The sequence below is a fragment of the Qipengyuania sp. genome, assembly GCF_048550555.1.
GTDB lineage: Bacteria > Pseudomonadota > Alphaproteobacteria > Sphingomonadales > Sphingomonadaceae > Qipengyuania.
The window spans coordinates 21,985-40,632 of record NZ_JBLYYF010000045.1 but is presented as its reverse complement, the minus strand read 5'-3'; the positions used below and the strand labels follow the sequence as shown (position 1 = coordinate 40,632).

Sequence of the window (18,648 nt, the reverse complement as noted above, 5' to 3'; positions counted from 1 at the left end):
TCTCAATCATCGCCGAGTTCCCTAGTCGCGCACCTCATCAACCGAAAGGATTTTTGAACGATGACCGTAGCCGCCGCGATCTGGGACAAGCTCGAAGCCCTGCCGCGCCCGACGCTGGGCGAATTGTTCAGCGCCGCGCGCGATGGCGGCGAGGGGGCCGACGAGCCGGGCGGTGCGGACCGCGTGGCAATGCTCTCGGGCCGGATCGACCTTCCCGGGGAGAGCGGCGGCGGCGGAATCCTTTTCGACTGGTCGAAGACGCATCTCGATAGCGCGGTGATCGCCGCCTTCGAGGACCTCGCCGAAGCGATGGATTTCACCGGCATGCGCGCCAGGCTGTTCGGCGGCGAGGTGGTCAACCCGACCGAGGGTCGCGCCGCCGACCATGCCACGCTGCGCGGCACGGGCGACGAGGCGAAGGTCGAGGAGGCGATGGCGCTGATCGACCGCATGGGCATGCTGGTCGAGGCGATCCACCAGGGCGCGCTGGGCGAGGTCGAGCACCTCATCCACATCGGCATCGGCGGCAGCGCGCTGGGCCCGGCGCTCGGGGTCGACGCGCTGAGCCGCGACCTCAGCTATTGCGACGTCCATGTCGTCTCGAACATCGACGGCGTCGCGCTGGAAGCCGCTTTCGCGAAATGCGATCCGGCCAAGACGCTGATCGCGGTGGCGAGCAAGACCTTCACCACCATCGAGACCATGACCAATGCCGAGAGCGCGCTCAAATGGCTGCGCGACAACGGCGTCGCCGATCCGGGCGGACGGGTGATCGCGCTGACCGCCAACCCCGAGGGCGCTGTCGAATGGGGCGTCGACGAGACGCGCATCCTGCCGTTCCAGGAAAGCGTCGGCGGGCGCTATTCGATCTGGTCCTCGATCGGCTTCCCCATCGCCATGGCGGTGGGGATGGAGGATTTCCGCGCTTTCCTCGCCGGCGCGAAGGCCGTCGACGAACATTTCCGCGACACCGACGGGGCCGCCAACCTGGTCCTTCGCGCGGCCTTCGCCGATCTCTACTACACCCGCGTGCGCGGCTGCCAGACCCGCGCGGTGTTCGCCTATGACGAGCGGCTCGGCCTGTTCCCCGACTACCTCCAGCAGCTCGAGATGGAATCGAACGGCAAGCGCGTGACCGCCGACATGCAGCCGGTCGATGGCCCGACCGCGCCGATCACCTGGGGCGGGGTGGGCACCGATGCGCAGCATGCGGTGTTCCAGCTGCTCCACCAGGGCACGCATCTGGTGCCGGTCGATTTCATCGCCAGCGTGGCGCCGGGCGACGAACTCGATCCCGCGCATCACCGCATCCTGCTGATGAACTGCTTCGCACAGGGCGCCGCGCTGATGGCGGGCAAGAAGGGCGAGGATCCGGCACGCAACTATCCGGGCGACCGGCCGTCGGCGACAATCCTGTGCGACGATCTCGACGCCGCCGCGCTCGGCGCGCTGATCGCCTTCCACGAACACCGCACCTTCGCCAATGCCGTGCTGATGGGGATCAATCCCTTCGACCAGTTCGGCGTCGAGCTGGGCAAGCAGATGGCCAGGGCGATCGAGCAGGGCGGCGAGGAATTCGACGCCAGCACCGAAGCGCTGCTCGCCGCTGCCGGGCTCGGCTAGGAATCGTTTTCCCTCGCGCGACACCGTGCTAGTCGATACGCATGGACAGGGATCGGGCCAGCAGTGACGCGCAACTCGCTGCAATCGTGCAGCATTCGAGCGATGCGATCGTCTCGAAGGATCTTGATGGCGTGGTGCGCAGCTGGAATGCCGCGGCCGAGCGCCTGTTCGGCTGGACCGCCGCGGAAATGGTCGGCCGATCGATCCGCCGGGTGATCCCCGAGGACCGCCAGGCCGAAGAGGACGCGATCCTCGCTCGCATTCGCGCGGGCGAGATCGTCCCCAAGTTCGAGACCCTCCGTCTGCACAGGGACGGCACGGCGATCCCGCTGGCGATCACCGTGTCGCCGATCCGCGATGCCGACGGCAAGGTCGTCGGCGCCTCCAAGATCGCCAACGACCTGCGCGAGATGACCGATCTGCGGCGCGAATTGCGCGAATCGCAGCGGCAGTTCGAGGCGCTGGCGCAGAACATTCCGCAGCTCGCCTGGATGGCCGACAGCGAGGGCTGGATCTACTGGTACAACCAGCGCTGGTACGATTACACCGGCACCACGCTCGAGGATATGCAGGGCTGGGGCTGGAAGGCGGTCCACCACCCCGACCATGTCGACCGCGTGGTCGAGCGTATCCAGCAGGCGTGGGACACGGGTGAGGATTGGGAGGACACTTTCCCCTTGCGCGGCACCGACGGCGAGTTTCGCTGGTTCCTCTCGCGCGCCAGCGCGCTCAAGGACGATGCCGGCAATGTCGTGCTGTGGTGCGGCACCAACACCGACATCACCGAGCAGCGGGAATCGAACGAGCGCATCCGCCTGCTGATGGACGAGGTCAACCACCGCGCGCGCAACATCCTCGCCACCATCCAGGCGATCGTCCGCCAGACGATGCGCGGGGCCGACGGCGACATGGTTGCCGCGCTCGACCGGCGGATCGAGGCGCTGTCGGCGAACCACGATTTGCTGAGCGACCAGAACTGGAGCGGGGTTCTCCTGCGCGATCTCGTCGTCTCGCAGGTGAGCCATGTCGGCGGGCTGGCGGATGGCCGTATCGAGCTGAGCGGGCCCGACGGGTTGCGGCTCCAGCCGCGCCCCGCGGAAGCGCTCGGCCTCGCGATCCACGAACTGGCGACCAACGCCATGAAATACGGCGCATTATCGGTTCCCGAAGGCCAGGTTGCGGTGAGCTGGTCGGTCGAGGGCAAGGGGGCCGAGGCCGTCTTCCGGATGGAATGGCAAGAGAGCGGCGGCCCCCCGGTCGAGCCCCCCACACGGACCGGTTTCGGCTCGGTCATCATCGCCCGCAATCCACAGATGGCGCTGCGCGGCACGGTCGAATGGCGCCCCGAACCCGACGGCGTCGTGTGGACCGTCAGCGCCCCGGCGGATGGCGTGGTGCTGGGTTAGCGATGGGCAGAGTCACCACAGAGCGATGAGGAATTCGGCGTGAGCACAGATGCCTTGCGGCCGGCCACGAGTATGGAGTGAATAGGCTGAAATCTTGGCAAGAATATCAGGAAGAAGCTGCTGATTTCTTTCGCTCAATCGGCTTGGAGGCTGAAACCGACGTTCGGCTTCAAGGTGCACGCACTACAAGCGATGTCGATGTGTTAGTCACTCAGGAAATGGCTGGGTTCGAGGTTCGTTGGATCGTGGAGTGCAAGCACTGGAAGACGGCAGTAAACCAACTTCACGTATTTGGCCTTCGCGAGATAGTGCAGGATTTGGGGGCTGACCGAGGGATAATTCTCTGTGAAGCAGGGTTTCAAAAAGGCGCCGGCGAAGCTGCGGCGCTAACGAATGTTCAATTAGCTTCGATAGCGCATCTAAAAGCTCAAGCGGCGCAAGATGTGTTCCGCTATAGGCTGACCGAAATTTTTGACCGCTGCGTGAGAGCGAAAGACCAATATTGGGAAATTCCAAAGGGCACTAGAATAAAGTTCGGCTTGCGAGGTGATTACGATCCAACCGTTAGGAATAGGGGACAAATTCTTGAAGGTGCAATTGGTATCTTGGGGCGCGCGATGCGAGGCGCGTTCCCAATCACCATCGACCATGTGGACGCGATGTATCTTGGTCTACCTTGGATCTCATTCCTTAGTCCGCAAGCGCTCTTCGAAGCGCTCGAACCTGAAGTCGAAGAGGCAGAGGTTCTCATCGCACAAGCTATAGATGCGCATCCCGAATTTAGGTTACAATAATGTCGCGACGACCGGAAGATCACGCGCGTTGCCGGTATTCCCGTGACCCATCCCCCGCATCCATGTTAAACTCCAGCCATGAAGCAGTGGTTCGCGCGTCGCTATCTCGACCTCCTGGGGTCGATCTACATCTATAACGAGCATCGCGGCTATACCGCGCTCGACCGGGTGCTCGAGGCGGTGCGCGCCAAGCATCCCGAGGCGACCGAACTGATCGCCGCGGTCGAGAAGCATCGCGCCGACGAGCGCAAGCACTACACCATGTTCAAGCGCTGGTTCGAGCTGCGAGGGACGATGCCGATCGCGCTCGACCGCATGTTCGGCCATATCGACCGCTTCATCGAGATCACCTTCGGCTGCACCATCGACAGCCTCGATACCGACGCGATCATCGCCAGCGACGATCTGTTCGAACGCCTCTGCCGGGTCATCTCGCTGACCGAGAAGCGCGGGCTGAAGCAGGTCGACATCCTGCTCGCGCATCCGATCGTCAGGCAGGACAAGGCACTCCACCGCATCTTCGAGGTGGTCCATGTCGACGAGCCCGACCATTTCCTGCCCTATGACAAGTGGCTCGCCGAGAACCAGCGGCGTATGCCCAACCGTCGCGAGCAGTGGATCGACCGGCTGATCCATTCGGAACTGCTGTTCATCAAGCTGCCGCTGCTGTTCCTGTGGTTCGGCGCGCCGCGGCTGACCGAATGGCGCGATGCGGGCGAGGACAATCCGCACCCCGCACCGAAGGGCCTGGTCGCCGCCTAGGCCGCGCCAGTTGCCATGATCGCTCGCTTCTTCAGGCGCCGCGTCGGCGGCATGCTGCTGCGCAACACCGTGGTCAGCACCGGGGTCTTCCTTGTCGGGCTGGGGGTATTGTGGGGGCTGGTCGAGCGGGTGGGCGTCGATCCCGTTCTCGCCACGGCACTCAGCTTCCTCATCGCCAATTCGATCCATTACGTATTCGGGCGCACGTGGATATTCGCCGGATCGGAGCGCCATGTCGCGACCGGCTATGCGCTGTTCCTGGTCAACGCCATGGTCGGCCTCGCGGTGACGGTCGGGCTGTTCTGGGTGCTGACCGAGTTCACCCCGATGAACTACCTCGTGGCGCGGGTGGTGGTCTCGGTCTTCGCAGGGCTGGCGGTCTTCGCGCTCAATGCCACGATGAACTTCCGCCAGGTCTGACGCGGCTCAGACCAGCACGAAATACATCACCGCCAGCGCGCCCATCACCGCCACGCCGGTCAGGCTCAGCGCCTTCATTGCGGTGCTCGGGTGGGCGTCCTCGGGCATGGCGCAGCGCGTCACCACGAGATAGTTGAGCAGCGCGAGCAGCGGCGCGACAACGAAGGTCGCGCTGGTCACGAAGTCGAGGAAAGTGGTGAAGTCGCGCATCAGTGTGTACAGCACCAACATCGCCAGCGCAGCGAGCACGAGGCAACTCGCGACATACTCCGCCCGCGTCCCGGTCTCGTTGTCGCCGCCGCGCAATACTTCCATCGCGGCGGGCAGGGTGCGGGCATAGGCATCGATCGCGGCGATCACCGTGGTCAGCATCACCGAAAGCGCGGCCACCGCGGCGAGCGCGGCAGCGGTAGGCCCCAGCGCCTCACGGTAGAGATCGACCAGCTGCCCCGCGAAGCCGGGGGCGTCGGGCAGGGGGGCGATGTGCTGTGCATGCATCACGCCCGCGCCCATGATGCAGAAGCACACCGCCATCAGCGCGGTCATCACATAGGGCCACAGGAAGCTCGAGCGTGCTTCGCCGATCGACGGGTGCGCGCCTTCGGGCAGGCTACGGTCGGCCTCGACCTTCCACAGCGAGAGCGCCACCGAGACGTCGACCGGATTGGGCATGAAGCCGGCCAGCGCGACGATGAACAGCAGCGCCTTGGTCTGGCCGGTCCAGGAAATGTCGGTCAGCGTCCCCCATTCGACGCGCGGCAGGACCATCAGCGTGGTGAGGACGGTCGAGATCACGAGAAAGGCCAGCAGCACGCCGTTGACCCGGTCGAGCAGGCGGTATCCGCCCACGAGCAGCAGCAGCGACGCCAGTGCGATCACCAGCGCGGCCATGACCGGCATCGGCAGCAGCGGCCCGAATATCGTCGCGAAGATCCCCGCCGTCGCCGCGCCCAGCGCGGCATAGACGATCGGCACCAGCGGGATCACCGCGATCAGGAACAGCCAGACCGCCCAGACGCCCAGTTCGCGATAGCCCGACAGCAGCGAGCGGCGGCGGACCTGGGCATAGTCGATACCGAAGCGATAGGCCGGGTATTTGAGCAGGTTGGCGAGGAGGATCACGCCCACCAGCGCGACTCCGAACATCGCGCCCGCGCGGGTCGACTGGACGAGGTGCGAGGTGCCGATCGCCGCACCGGTGAAGATCAGCCCCGGTCCCGCCAGTCGGCGAAGTATTGACTTGGTCATCGCATCGCATCCCCCCGGTTCGACGCCCCTCGATGCTACCGGGGGGATCGCTTGTCCATCCCGGTGTCGCGACCGGGGGGTGAATCAGGACCGGGCTGCGAGAAGCGCTACGACCGTCGCGAACCCCTCCTCGCTGGCAGAAGCCAGGTCGAGCGGTCGTGCATCGATCACGCGATCGAAGGTGTTGAGGAACTGCATCGCGGCGTCGCGTCCCCCCAGCTCGACATAGGCAAGCGCCGCGATGGCGCCCTGCCTCTTGCCCTGGTCGGGCGGCATGCGGTGGCTCTGGCGGGCGGTCCTTCGCCGGGGTGCCGGTGTGCCGCGTTCGTCTTCGTCGCTACTTTCGCCGGTCATCGCTGCACCCGGGGCCTCACCGACCCGATCGCCACCGGAGCGGCTGTCAGGTCGCCGGGACGGGGCATCGCGCACAGTTTCGCCGTATGAGCGCAGCGCAGCGCGGTCCCCATTCGCACCGGGTGGCGGCTTCCGATGCCGATCACGGCTTCGCACCCCTGGCATCGTGCGCGCGCTTTTCGGCGCGGCGAAAGGCTCGCTCGCGCCCGCTCCAGCTCTTCGCACGGCTGTTGCGAATGGTCCCCCAGGTTATGATCGCTCCGACAATCACGAGCATGACAATCAGGGCTGCGGCGACGAGATATCGCTCGGTCATTGGACGGTGTGCGACCAGATTATCGGGTTCAGCGCAGCCTCGTCCGTAGCCAGGCGGTCCCGGATGCGGCGCGCATAGTGATCGACGAGGGATGGTTCGTCACGATCATCGGGCAGCCGACGGCTGACGCGCAGGAGCGCAAGCTGGTGGTGGTAGAGTAGCTGGTTGAGGTCCAAGGCCTGTGCTCCATATTGCGGGGAGCACGTTCGGTCTCTCAGTCGCAGGGTCGCGTAGCTCGGCCTGCAATGGAAGTTTGGGTAGGCCAAAAGTGCCTTTGCCGCAAGGATTTTTGCAGTTGCACACACTTCGATTGACTTTTGCGCAACATGCGTCCACATGGGCCCATCGAAGCGCGCTAGCCAGCGTGAAGCGGCGATCGGCATACATCCATCGCCCCGGCCGCGCCTCGGTCCTTTTCCCAGACTTCCCTTTTCACGCGGGTGGTTATTCAACCCCGCGACCGCGCCCGGATTCCGCCCAGGAACTGTCGGCGCGCCGCATCACGAATGCGAGTTTACATGACACAGTTTTCAGACCTCGGGCTGTCGCAGCCCGTCCTCCAGGCCCTCGATCTCAAGGGCTATAACGAACCCACGCCGATCCAGGCACAGGCGATCCCGCCCGTACTCGAAGGGCGCGACCTCATGGGTATCGCGCAGACCGGCACCGGCAAGACCGCCGCCTTCATGCTGCCGTCGATCGACCGGCTGCGCGACGCCGACCGGCAGACCCCGTTCAAATCGTGCCGCATGCTGGTGCTCGCCCCGACGCGCGAACTCGCCGGGCAGATCGCCCAGAGCGCCAAGGATTACGGCGCGCTCGCCGGTCTCAAGGTGCAGTCGATCGTCGGCGGGACCTCGGTTAACAAGGACCGCAACAAGCTCCATCGCGGCACCGACATCCTCGTTGCCACGCCGGGCCGCCTGCTCGACCTGATCGACCAGAAGGCCTTCACCCTCGACAAGGTCGAGGTGCTCGTGCTCGACGAGGCCGACCAGATGCTCGACCTGGGCTTTATCCACGCGCTGCGCCGGATCAGCCAGCTCGTGCCCGACGACCGCCAGACGCTGTTCTTCAGCGCGACCATGCCCAAGCAGATCCAGGAACTGGTCGGCAAGTACTGCCGCAACCCGATCAAGGTCTCGGTCACGCCCGAAAGCACCACCGCCGAACGGATCGACCAGTACCTCTTCATGGTGCAGCAGGACGAAAAGCAGACGCTGCTCGAGATGATCCTGTCCGAGCGCCACCGCGTCCCCGGCAGGTTCGAACGCGTCCTGATCTTCGCGCGCACCAAGCACGGCTGCGACCGGATCGTGAAGAAGCTCAGCCAGAGCGGCATTCCGGCCAATGCCATCCACGGCAACAAGAGCCAGCCGCAGCGCGAACGCGCGCTCGGCGAGTTCCGCAGCGCCAAGACCCCGATCCTGATCGCGACCGACGTCGCCGCACGCGGGATCGACATCCCGGGCGTCAGCCACGTGATCAATTACGAACTGCCCAACGTGCCCGAGCAGTACGTCCACCGCATCGGCCGTACCGCGCGCGCGGGCAAGGACGGCATCGCCATCGCCTTCTGCGCCGAGGATGAGCGCGATTACTTGAAGGACATCCGCAAGAAGACCGATGCGGAATTCGAGCGCCTGCCGCTGCCCGACAATTTCCGCGCCGTGGTCGAGGGCGTGGGCCCGACCAAGCGCGAGCAGAAGCCCAAGCTGGCGCGGCCCAGGGTGCGCCCCACCGGCGATGCCGCGGCGCGCAAGCCCAAGCCCAAGAACAAGCATCCGAACCGCGCCGGCGCACCCAAGCGCGACGGAGCCCCGGCGGGCGGGCGGCCGCAGGGCAAGCGTCCCGGAGGTGGGGGCAACCGCCGTCGCCGGTCGGGCGCGCATCGTCCGGGTTGAGCCGCGGACGGCTGGACACCTTTTCGACCTGGGCGCATGATCGCGCTCAGGTCGCCCTGCCTGGAGCACCATCGATGGAGCCGGCTTTCAAGCCCAAGATCACCCCGATCGACCGCATTCAGGAAAATCTCGTCGCGCGGGTTGAACGCCGCGCCCTGAACTGGCTGTGCGCGCGCCTGCCGCGTCGCGTGTCGCCAGACATGCTCACCGCCTTCGGCATGCTCGGCGCCCTGATGGTCTTCACCGGCTATGTGGGCAGCAATGCCGAGCGCGACTGGCTGTGGCTCTCGGTGGCCGGATACGTGGTCCACTGGTTCGGCGACTCGCTCGACGGCAGCCTCGCGCGCTTTCGCAAGATCGAACGGCCGCGATACGGTTATTTCCTCGATCACAGCTGCGACGGGCTGGCGACCACGCTGCTGGTCGCGGGGATCGGGTTCAGCCCCTACGTCCAGCTCGAAGTGGCGCTGGTGGCGCTGGCCGGCTACCTGCTGATGTCGATCCACGCCTTCCTCTCGGTGCGCGTGCTGGGCGAATTGCGGCTGTCCTACCTCAATGCCGGCCCCACCGAGCTGCGGTTGCTGCTCATCGCGCTGACACTGACCATGTATGCGGTCGGGCGCGAGCATCCGATCGCCTGGGGGCTGAACGGGTTCGATCTCTTCGTCGGCGGGGTCGGCCTGCTGCTCATCGCGCTGTTCGTCATCCAGACATTGCAGGTCGCCCGGCGGCTGGCGGTGGAAGAACCGCCGCTCAACTAATCGCTCCGCCTGTAACTCGCGACTTGCCGAATGCGTATGGCGGGCCATATCGCACGCCTGCGCAAAGGGAGCCGCTGCATGTCCGAGAGTTACGATTTCGACCTTTTCACCATCGGTGCAGGCTCCGGCGGAGTACGCGCCAGCCGTGTATCGGCGGCGCATGGCGCGAAGGTCGCGATCGCCGAGGAACACCGCGTGGGCGGGACCTGCGTGATCCGCGGTTGCGTGCCCAAGAAGATGCTCGTCTACGGCGCGCATTTCGCCGAGGACCTGGAAGACTGCCAGAAATTCGGCTGGGAGATCGAAGGCAAGAAATTCGACTGGAAGGTCCTGCGCGACAATGTGCTGGCCGATGTCGATCGGCTCGAGGGCGCCTACACCGAAACGCTCGAGAACCACGAGGTCACCATCTTCCACGAGCGCGCCGAGATTACCGGCCCGCACGAGATCACGCTGGCGAGCGGCAAGGTCGTCACCGCCAGATATATCCTGATCGCCACCGGAGCGCGCCCGCGCATGCCCGAATGCCAGGGCGCGGAACACGCGATCAGTTCCAACGAGGCGTTCCATCTCGACGAGTTGCCGAAGAAGATCATCATCGCCGGCGGCGGCTACATCGCCAATGAATTCGCCGGCATCTTCAACGAATTCGGCTGCGACGTCCATGTCGTCAACCGCGGCGACCGGCTGCTGCGCAGCTACGACGAGGCGGTCCGCGACCGGCTCCTCCAGATCAGCACGACGAAGGGGATCAAGTTCCGCTTCAACACCACCTTCGAATACATCAAGCCATGCGACGAGGGCGGCTATTTCGTGAAGTTGTCCGATTGCGACGAGGAGAAGGCCGATCTCGTGATGTTCGCGGTGGGCCGCCTTCCGAACACCGAAGGGCTGGGGCTCGACAAGGCGGGCGTCGAGCTGGGCAAGGGCGGCGAGGTCAAGGTCGACCGTCTCTCCAAGACGAATGTCGATCACATCTACGCCGTCGGCGACGTGACCGACCGCGTGCAGCTGACCCCGGTCGCGATCCGCGAGGGCCAGGCTTTCGCCGACAGCGTGTTCGGCGGGCACGATCCGGTCGCGGTCGACCACAGCTGCATCCCGAGCGCCGTATTCAGCCACCCACCGATCGCGGCTGTCGGCATGACCGAGGGCGAGGCCAAGAACAAGCTCGGCAGCGTTAAGGTCTATCTGTCGGACTTCCGCCCGATGAAGAACGTGCTCGCCGGGCGCAACGAACGCAGTCTGATGAAGATGGTCTGCGATGGCGATAGCGGGAAGATCGTCGGCATCCACATGATCGCGCCCGAGGCACCCGAAATGATGCAGGCCGCCGCGATCGCGGTGAAGGCGGGACTGACCAAGGCCGATTTCGACGCCACCACCGCGATCCACCCGACCATGGCCGAAGAGCTGGTGCTGATGCGGTAACCCGCCGCCGCTTCCGGCAACCGGGAGTCTTCCGGCGATACAACAGGCCCCCGCCAGTCGGACTGTCGGGGGCCAGGGGGGAGAGTGGGAAAGCCAAGCTTTCCTTCGGGGGGCGGGATCGCCGGTGCGGCTTTCGATCAGGCTGCGAGAAAAGCCAGCGGCGAGGTCGAGGCAGCGACCGAAATGGTCAGCAGCGACACGAAGGCGGCTGCGACGAAGGCGGACGTGTTGGTGATGGTCATGGCGTAACTCCTGGTGTTCGGTTTCCAATCGGGCGGTGGAGCATTCCATCGTCGTGCATTCTTGATACGCTTGGGCACGCGGCCGCGCTAACACTGCTCTTGCGTGGTCGTTATGCATAATTGCATAACAGCCGGCAGGCGGAGAACGGCGATGTTCGACTGGAACGACCTACGATATTTCCTCGCGGTGGCGCGGACCGGCAGCACGCTCGCCGCGTCGAAACAGCTCAGGGTCAGCCAGTCGACCGTCTCGCGCCGGATCACGGCGCTCGAGGAAGAGGTCGAGGTCTCGCTCTTCATCCGCAAGCCCTCGGGCTACGAACTCACCGAGCGCGGGCGGTCGGTTCTGGCTTCGGCCGAAGGCGTCGAAGCCGCGATCCTCTCGTTCAGCGACGGCATCGCGGCGGAATCGCGACGGCTGTCGGGCACGGTCCGGCTCTCGACCGTCGAATCCGCCGCCAATGCCTGGGTCATCCCGGCCATCGGCCTGCTGCGCGCCGAGCATCCCGAGATCCGCGTCGAGCTGCTGACGAGCGAGCACTATGTCGACCTGCTGCGCGGCGAGGCCGATGTGGCGGTCCGCTTCGGCCCCCGGCCGGAGCAGGATTCGCTGATCGCGCGTCACCTCGTCGACATGCTCGAAGGCTGCTACGCGACCGTCGAGATGGTCGAGCGGCTGGGGATGCCCGAGGAGGTGGTCGACCTCGCGCGCTATCCGCTGATCGCCTCGACCGACGCCAACAGCGTGACCAATCGCTGGTTCGCCGAGCATGTCCCCGATGCCGAGATCGCCCATCGCGCCAGCTCGATGTCGAGCATCATCGCCAGCGTCCGCTCGGGGCTGGGTGCGGCGATCCTGCCCTGCATGATGGCCGATGCCGTGCCCAGCCTTGTCCGCCTGCTCCCGCCGATCGACGAGCTGACCACGCCCGGCTGGATGGTCACCACCGACGAGGCGCGGCGCCAGCCGCATGTCCGCGCGGTGATTGACCGCGTGGTCGAGCAGATCCAGCGGACGATCGCGCAGCGCCCCGTGCATCTCGCGACCGTGCAGGCCGCCTAGCCGGCGGTACGCACCCGTTCCACCGCCAGCATATCGGCGGAGACGCCCACCGCGCGCAGCTCTTCCGGCCATGCGCCGCGTGTCGCCAGCGCCTCGACTGCCAGCGCCATGGCGGGCGAGGTCTGGAGTCCGAAGCCGCCTTGCCCGGCGAGCCAGAAGAAGCCCGGCGCCTGCGGGTCGAAGCCCGCCACGGGAAGCCGGTCGGGCGCGAAGCTTCTGAGGCCCGCCCATTTGCTCGCGAGGCGCGGGATCGACAGCGTGGTCGCCTGCTCGACCCGCCAAGCGGCGAGCGCGATATCCTCTTCCTCGGGCTGCACGTCGCCGGGTTCGCTTGCGCCTTCGTCCATCGGGCTGGCGAGCAGCCGGGTGCTGCCCTCGGGCTCGATGTAAAAGCCCGGGCCGACGGTCTTGGTGAAGGGCCAGGCGGAGACGTCCATCGGTATATCGAAGGTGATAACGGTGCGGCGCAGCGGGCGGATGCCGATGGACGTCACTCCCGCGAGTGCCGCGACCGCATCGACCCACGCCCCGGCGGCGTTGACGACAATGCGCGCGGCATAGCTGGCGCTCGGGGTCTCGACGATCCAGCATGTGCCGTCGTGCCGCAAGGAATTGACCGGGGCACTGGTGGCAAGCGTTCCGCCGGCTGCGATCAGCGCCTTGCGGTGCCCCTCGAGTAGCGCGTGCGCATCGAGCGTGCGGCCGCCCGGGTCGAGCAGTGCGCAAACGATTCCGCCTTCGTCCGCGCGCAGAATGGGCACGCGCTGCAGCGCCTCTTCCACCGATAGCCGCTCCACCTGCGGGGCCCATTGGCGGTACTGGGTCTCGAGCCGGTCGAGCTCGGCCTGCTGACCCTCGAGCGCCACGAACAGCGCGGGATGCACCCGCGCACCCGGTTCCTCGAGCAGTGGCAGGCTCGCCGCGGTCAGCGCGCGCACCAGCGGGGCATCCATGTCGAAATGGGCGAAGGCGGCGCTGCGGCCCGAGGAGTGCACGCCGGGCGCGGGTTCCGCCTCGCACACCAGCGTCTCGCCATGCCGCGCCAGCCGTGCCGCCGCCGACAATCCGGCGATCCCGGCACCCATCACGAGGAAATCGACCTGCTTCATGCGCGCTCCGTTGCTTGATGCAACCAATCCTCCTAACCTCCCGCCTGACAAAAGACAGGGGGAGCGAGGCCATGGCAGGCACAGTACTGGTAACCGGCGGCACCGGCTATATCGGCGGCGAGGTGATCGACCAGCTGCTGGCCAAGGGCTACAGCGTCCACACCACCGTCAGGAACAAGGCCAAGAGCGAGCGGAAACTGCGCGCGCGCTGGGCCGATGCGGGCGACCGGCTCAAGATCTTCCAGGCCGATCTGATGAGCGATGCCGGCTGGGCGGAGGCCAATGCCGGATGCGACGCGGTGGCGCATGTCGCCTCGCCATTCCCCATCGGCGTGCCCAAGGACAAGGACGAGCTGGTAGTCCCCGCGCGCGAAGGTACGCTCCGCGCGCTCAAGTTTGCGCACGAGGCGGGGATCGACCGTTTCGTCCAGACCAGCAGTGCGGCAGCCATCGCCTACGGCCAGCCCGAGAAGGACAATTTCACCCATCTCGACTGGACCAATCTCACCGCAGGCGTGCCGCCCTATATCGAAAGCAAGACGGTGGCCGAGCGCGCCGCGCGCGACTGGGTGGCGGTCCATGCGCCGACCATGACCTTTTGCTCGGTCAATCCGGTCGCGGTGTTCGGCCCGGTCTATGACGACGACATGTCGACCAGCGTCGAGCTGGTGAAGAAGATCGTCGACGGTTCGATCCCGCTGATCCCCGACATGGGCATTTGCGTCACCGATGTGCGCGACGTGGCCGAGGCGCATGTCCGCGCGATCGAGGCGCCGGCCGAGACGGTCCGCGGCGAACGCTTCCCGACCTCGGAAAAATTCCTCTGGTTGCGCGAGATGGCCGAGATCGTCCGCCAGCGCGTGCCCGAGCATGCGGGCAGGGTCCCCAGGCGGCCGATGCCCGACTGGCTGGTCAAGCTTCTGGCGCTATTCATGGACGAGATGAAGCAGATCAAGGGCGAGCTCAGCAATGTGCGCGATGTCTCGGGCAAGCATACCGAGGAAGTGCTCGGCTTCAGCTTCATCCCGGCGGAACAGACGCTCGAGGATACCGTTCGCAGCCTCGTGGCAAAAAGGAATCGTGAAAGCCTGATGGACATGAACGGCAAGCGTGTGCTCCTCACCGGAGGCACGGCAGGTATCGGCGAACAGATGGCGCACCAGCTCAAGGCCAAGGGCGCGGAGGTGGTCGTCACGGGCCGCTCGCTCAAGCGGCTGGAGGCGATGCGCGCGGCTGGCTTCGAGGCGATCGAGGCCGATTTGCATTCGCCGCTGGGGTCGGAGCGTATCTTGCAGGCGCTGGGCGACCGCTCGCTTGACGTGCTGGTCAACAACGCCGGGCAGGGGGTCGATCACGATTTTCGCGAGGAAGTGCCCGATCCGGACGCGGCAGACGATTGCATCTATGCCAATCTCAACACGCCGATCCGGCTGATCACCGCGCTGGTCCCGCGCCTGAAGGAGCGGCCCGAGGCGGCGATCGTCAATGTCACCAGCGGCCTTGCCATCGCACCGCGCGCGGGTGGGCCGGTCTATTGCGCGACCAAGGCGGCGCTCCGCAGCTACACCCAGGCCATCCGCGCGCAGCTGGCCGACACCAATATCACGGTGATCGAGGCACTGCCGCCGGTGGTCGACACGCAGATGACCGCCGGGCGGACGAACAAGAAGATGCCGCCGGCGGAATGCGCGCGGCAGATCGTCCGCGCGCTCGAGAAGGGCCACGGCGAGGCCAATGTCGGCATGGTCAAGGTGCTGAAGGCGGTCCATTCGGCCTCGCCCGCGCTGGCGCGCAAGGTGATGCTGCGGTTTTGATCACGGCGACCCGTCGTGGCACGATTTCGTCCTGTCGCATTGCCACTGCGCACAGGCCTCGCCAAAAGGCGCATGAAACGAATCGTTGACGGGAAATCGACATGAACATGCTGGCGTCGCGCGGGCAGCTGCGCGCAAGTTTCATTCGTTGGGCGCTGTTCACCGTCCCGCTGGTGGTGCTGCTCGGCTTCCTCGCCGGCCAGCTCGGCAGCGCCAACACCGCGTGGTTCGCCAGCCTCGAAAAGCCCGCCATCTTTCCCGAGCCCAAGTGGTTCGGGATCGTCTGGACGGTGCTCTACATCATGATCGGTTTCGCCGTGGCGATCGTCGCGGCGGCCTGGGGTGCGCGAGGGCGCACCGCGGCACTATGGGCCTTCGCGGTGCATTTCGCGCTTAACCTGTCGTGGAGCTACGTCTTCTTCGGCGCGCAGCAGATCGCCGGGGGTCTGGTGCTGCTGGGGCTGATCGTGGTGACGCTGCTGGTCGTGATCGCGCTGTTCTGGCGCATCCGCCGGGGCGCCGCGCTGCTGCTGCTGCCCTATCTCGCCTGGGTCTGCTTCGCGACGCTGCTCAACTACCAGTTCCTCCAGCTCAACCCGCAGGCCGGCGACGGAAATCCCGACGGCGCTGTCGAGCGGGTAAGAATTTGAGTTTTTAGGTTCCGAACCCGCCTCCGCGGGTTCGTCCTCGCTAGACGCGCAGCAAGCTGCGCCCGCTGCGGGCGGCCAGTCGGCCTTGCCGTCCACCGGCGGTGGACGGACCTCGCGCGATCAAGTCGTCTCGCACCCATCCGAGCCGTAGGCGAGGCAAGGGCGACCGCCCGCCCGCAGCAACGCGACCGCAAGGTCGCATGAGCGAGGATAGCCAAGGCCGCGCAGGCGGCCGCCGGCGCTTGAGGCTAGACAAAAGAAACATCCCGGCCCATCTGGCCGGGATGCAAAGCCAGAACCCTTTGATCGCCGACTTCGTCAAACTCGCCAATTCGGCGGCCGGTACGCTTGCCGGCATGACCCGCGAGGCGCGCGATGCCGCGCGCGAACGCGCCAAGGGGACCTTCGGCGGGATGGATTTCGTCAGCCGCGAGGAATTCGATGCGGTCAAGGCGATGGCGAGCAAGGCGCGCGAAGAGGCCGAAGACCTCAAGGGCCGCGTCGCAGCGCTGGAAGCCAAGCTGAAATAGCATCCATGCCTCGCTGGGTTATTATGCTGGGCCTTGCCGCTACGGCAATGCTCAGTGTGATCGTGACGTGGTACGTCATCGATAGGGATGGTCTGATAGTCGCCACGTGCGAAGCTGGAGTGCCCAACCTGACCCACTCAGGGTTCGGTCGATCAAGTACTTATCCTTGTGCGGTCCTTGGATCCGACAGAGAATATTTCGGTCTTATCCGCCAGCTGCCGCATGGCTACGTCTTCACCAGTTCCGATCTCAGGACGGTCTTCCCTGACGGTCACGAGGTGAACGGCGCGACGCTCGTATGCGATGAGGGCGAGTGCCTCGCTCCCTTTGCTCGATCGCCGGAGGTCGAGGAAATCGAAGTATGCGGCTTCGGTCTGCGGCTAGCTGGTGCGACGACAAAGGGACGGCTTTCAGCCAATTTCGTCAATCGAAGCCGCATTCTGGTGGTGGATCGTATCACTGAGATGTTCGCGCCGCCGTCGAGCGAAGTCGAAGTCTATAAGCGCTGGCAGCAACGCTGTTCCGAGGGCTAGGGCCATGCACCTCACCGCACCCGCCGTCCTCGTCGCCGCGCGCCCGCATGGCGAGACGGCGGTGATCGCGCGCATGCTGACCGAGGCGAACGGGCTCGTCGCTGCCTATGTCGCGGGCGGGCGCGGGAGGGCGCTGCGCCCCGTGGTGATCCCGGGCAACATCGTGCAGGCAGAAATCCGTGCGAAATCGGACAGCCAACTGCCCTTCGCGCGGCTCGAACTGGTCACCAGTCGCGGGCCGTGGCTCGGTGAACCGCTGCCCGCCGCGGCGATCGCCTGGGCGACCGCGCTGACCGCCGCCGCGCTGCCCGAGCGCAATCCCTATCCCTCGCTCCATGCAGCGCTCGGCGGGTTGCTCGACGCGATCTGTTCGGCGGGCGCGGCGCGCGACTGGGTCGCGGCGCTGGCGCTCTACGAGGCGCTGCTGCTGCGCGAACTGGGCTATGGCGGCGAGCGGCCCGCGATAGCGGACCTTGGCCAGGCCTTGGAAATTCTCGACCGCCAGGAGCCGCTGATCGCGCGCTACCTGCTTGCCGACACGCGCGCCGACGTCCTAGCTGCGCGGCAACTCCTGAGGCAGCGACTGGCACGGATGGTGGAATGAAGATCGCAATTTTCCCCGGCGACGGGATCGGCCCCGAAGTCACGGCGCAGGCGCTGCGCGTGCTCGAGACGCTGTCACTGCCCGGCCTGACGCTGTTCGAGGGCGATGTCGGCGCCGCTGCCTACCGCCGCCATGGTCATCCCTTGCCGCCCGAGACACTGGAAATGGCGCGCGCGGCCGACGCGGTGCTGTTCGGCGCTGTAGGCGATTTTGCCTGCGACGATTTGCCGCGAGCGCTTCGGCCCGAACAGGCGATTCTCGGCCTGCGCAGCGAACTCGGCCTGTTCGCCAATCTGCGCCCTGCCGCGGGATTCCCCGGTCTCGAACACCTCTCCTCGCTCAAGCCCGAGGTCGCGCGCAGCATCGACCTGCTCGTCGTGCGCGAACTCAATGGCGACGTCTATTTCGGCGACAAGGGCGAGCGCGACAGCCCCGGCGGGCGCGAGGGTTGGGACGCGATGTCCTACAACGAGGCCGAGGTGCGCCGCATCGCGCATACCGCCTTCCGCGCCGCGATGGGGCGGGGCAGGCGGCTGACCAGCGTCGACAAGGCCAATGTGCTCGAAACCAGCCGTATCTGGCGCGAAACCGTGGTGGCGGTGGCCAAGGAATATCCCGAGGTCGCGCTCGACCACATGTATGTCGACAACGCCGCCATGCAGCTCGTGAAATCCCCCGGCCAATTCGACACCATCGTCACCGGCAACCTCTTCGGCGACATCCTCTCCGACCAGGCCAGCGCCTGCGTCGGCTCGATCGGCCTGCTCGCCAGCGCCAGCCTCGGCGAGCGGCAGACCGAATACGGCACTTTCGGGCTCTACGAGCCGATCCACGGCAGCGCGCCCGACATCGCCGGGCAGGGCAAGGCCAACCCGGTCGCCGCGGTGCTCAGCCTCGCCATGCTGCTCCGCCATTCGCTCGGACGCGAGCAGGACGCGGCGCGGATCGAGCGCGCGGTCGAGGGCATTCTTGCCGATCGCGTCTTCGGCGGCGACCTCGGCGGGAGCGCCTCGACCGAGGAGATCGGCGACGCGATTGTTAGGAAGATGGTAACCACATCTTGAGGATTGCGGCATAACCGGGT

20 protein-coding genes are annotated in these 18,648 nt (G+C 66.0%); 16 read left to right on the top strand and 4 right to left on the bottom strand.

Translation table 11 applies throughout. The annotated features are described in order from the left end of the window. Positions 1–60: 60 nt before the first annotated feature. The 5 genes from pgi to ACN4E0_RS12335 all read left to right on the top strand — a co-directional run bounded on the left by pgi (position 61) and on the right by ACN4E0_RS12335 (position 5,005). Complete coding sequence (gene pgi / locus ACN4E0_RS12355) at positions 61–1,623, top strand: glucose-6-phosphate isomerase (protein WP_419568259.1); 1,563 nt, start codon at positions 61–63, stop codon at positions 1,621–1,623. Between the two features lie 41 nt (positions 1,624–1,664). Next, positions 1,665–3,029, top strand: a complete 1,365-nt coding sequence (locus tag ACN4E0_RS12350) for a sensor histidine kinase (protein WP_419568257.1) — start codon at positions 1,665–1,667, stop codon at positions 3,027–3,029. Between the two features lie 77 nt (positions 3,030–3,106). Continuing rightward, the gene (locus tag ACN4E0_RS12345) at positions 3,107–3,823 is read left to right on the top strand and encodes a restriction endonuclease (protein WP_419568256.1); all 717 of its coding nucleotides are present in this window, start codon (positions 3,107–3,109) and stop codon (positions 3,821–3,823) included. Positions 3,824–3,901: 78 nt separating this feature from the next. Beyond that, positions 3,902–4,585 (top strand): ferritin-like domain-containing protein, encoded by a 684-nt coding sequence (locus ACN4E0_RS12340; RefSeq protein WP_419568254.1) that lies wholly within the window; start codon positions 3,902–3,904, stop codon positions 4,583–4,585. A gap of 15 nt (positions 4,586–4,600) precedes the next feature. Beyond that, positions 4,601–5,005, top strand: coding sequence for a GtrA family protein (locus ACN4E0_RS12335; protein WP_419568252.1), 405 nt, complete (start codon positions 4,601–4,603; stop codon positions 5,003–5,005). Between the two features lie 6 nt (positions 5,006–5,011). Here ACN4E0_RS12335 and ACN4E0_RS12330 read toward each other — a convergent pair whose 3' ends face one another. The 3 genes from ACN4E0_RS12330 to ACN4E0_RS12320 form a co-directional block, all read right to left on the bottom strand. Next, the gene (locus tag ACN4E0_RS12330) at positions 5,012–6,253 is read right to left on the bottom strand and encodes an NRAMP family divalent metal transporter (RefSeq protein ID WP_419568250.1); all 1,242 of its coding nucleotides are present in this window, start codon (positions 6,251–6,253) and stop codon (positions 5,012–5,014) included. A gap of 84 nt (positions 6,254–6,337) precedes the next feature. Next, a complete protein-coding gene (locus ACN4E0_RS12325; RefSeq protein WP_419568248.1) occupies positions 6,338–6,607 on the bottom strand; it encodes a hypothetical protein in 270 nt (89 codons plus the stop codon). A 142-nt stretch (positions 6,608–6,749) separates the two neighbouring features. Further along, positions 6,750–6,923, bottom strand: coding sequence for a hypothetical protein (locus ACN4E0_RS12320; protein ID WP_419568247.1), 174 nt, complete (start codon positions 6,921–6,923; stop codon positions 6,750–6,752). Between the two features lie 8 nt (positions 6,924–6,931). Here ACN4E0_RS12320 and ACN4E0_RS12315 point away from each other — a divergent pair, with 8 nt between their 5' ends. The 5 genes from ACN4E0_RS12315 (at position 6,932) to ACN4E0_RS12295 (ending at position 12,324) form a co-directional block, all read left to right on the top strand. Further along, positions 6,932–7,084 carry a hypothetical protein gene (locus ACN4E0_RS12315; RefSeq protein ID WP_419568245.1) on the top strand — a complete coding sequence of 51 codons (153 nt, stop codon included), beginning with the start codon at positions 6,932–6,934 and terminating at the stop codon, positions 7,082–7,084. 357 nt (positions 7,085–7,441) lie between these two features. After that, positions 7,442–8,827: a DEAD/DEAH box helicase gene (locus ACN4E0_RS12310; RefSeq protein ID WP_419568243.1), complete on the top strand. Its 1,386-nt coding sequence runs from the start codon at positions 7,442–7,444 to the stop codon at positions 8,825–8,827. A gap of 74 nt (positions 8,828–8,901) precedes the next feature. Continuing rightward, a complete protein-coding gene (locus tag ACN4E0_RS12305) occupies positions 8,902–9,588 on the top strand; it encodes a CDP-alcohol phosphatidyltransferase family protein (protein ID WP_419568241.1) in 687 nt (228 codons plus the stop codon). A 78-nt stretch (positions 9,589–9,666) separates the two neighbouring features. Beyond that, on the top strand, positions 9,667–11,019 hold the full coding sequence (gene gorA, locus ACN4E0_RS12300) for a glutathione-disulfide reductase (protein ID WP_419568239.1): 1,353 nt from the start codon (positions 9,667–9,669) through the stop codon (positions 11,017–11,019). 393 nt (positions 11,020–11,412) lie between these two features. Then, on the top strand, positions 11,413–12,324 hold the full coding sequence (locus ACN4E0_RS12295) for a LysR family transcriptional regulator (protein ID WP_419568237.1): 912 nt from the start codon (positions 11,413–11,415) through the stop codon (positions 12,322–12,324). On the opposite strand, the gene ACN4E0_RS12290 is transcribed toward ACN4E0_RS12295, so the two are convergent. After that, positions 12,321–13,433 carry an NAD(P)/FAD-dependent oxidoreductase gene (locus ACN4E0_RS12290; protein ID WP_419568235.1) on the bottom strand — a complete coding sequence of 371 codons (1,113 nt, stop codon included), beginning with the start codon at positions 13,431–13,433 and terminating at the stop codon, positions 12,321–12,323. The genes ACN4E0_RS12295 and ACN4E0_RS12290 overlap by 4 nt on opposite strands. A 71-nt stretch (positions 13,434–13,504) precedes the next feature. Between ACN4E0_RS12290 and ACN4E0_RS12285 the strand changes: the two genes are divergently transcribed. From ACN4E0_RS12285 to leuB, 6 genes are all read left to right on the top strand, one after another. Next, a complete protein-coding gene (locus tag ACN4E0_RS12285; protein ID WP_419568233.1) occupies positions 13,505–15,247 on the top strand; it encodes an SDR family NAD(P)-dependent oxidoreductase in 1,743 nt (580 codons plus the stop codon). Positions 15,248–15,348: 101 nt separating this feature from the next. Next, complete coding sequence (locus tag ACN4E0_RS12280) at positions 15,349–15,897, top strand: TspO/MBR family protein (protein ID WP_419568231.1); 549 nt, start codon at positions 15,349–15,351, stop codon at positions 15,895–15,897. A gap of 284 nt (positions 15,898–16,181) precedes the next feature. Next, a complete protein-coding gene (locus ACN4E0_RS12275; RefSeq protein WP_419568229.1) occupies positions 16,182–16,427 on the top strand; it encodes an accessory factor UbiK family protein in 246 nt (81 codons plus the stop codon). 47 nt (positions 16,428–16,474) lie between these two features. Beyond that, positions 16,475–16,960 carry a hypothetical protein gene (locus ACN4E0_RS12270; RefSeq protein WP_419568228.1) on the top strand — a complete coding sequence of 162 codons (486 nt, stop codon included), beginning with the start codon at positions 16,475–16,477 and terminating at the stop codon, positions 16,958–16,960. Between the two features lie 4 nt (positions 16,961–16,964). Next, positions 16,965–17,564: a recombination protein O N-terminal domain-containing protein gene (locus ACN4E0_RS12265; RefSeq protein WP_419568226.1), complete on the top strand. Its 600-nt coding sequence runs from the start codon at positions 16,965–16,967 to the stop codon at positions 17,562–17,564. After that, the gene (gene leuB / locus ACN4E0_RS12260) at positions 17,561–18,628 is read left to right on the top strand and encodes a 3-isopropylmalate dehydrogenase (RefSeq protein WP_419568224.1); all 1,068 of its coding nucleotides are present in this window, start codon (positions 17,561–17,563) and stop codon (positions 18,626–18,628) included. The genes ACN4E0_RS12265 and leuB overlap by 4 nt, the downstream gene beginning before the upstream one ends. The last annotated feature ends 20 nt before the right edge of the window (positions 18,629–18,648 follow it).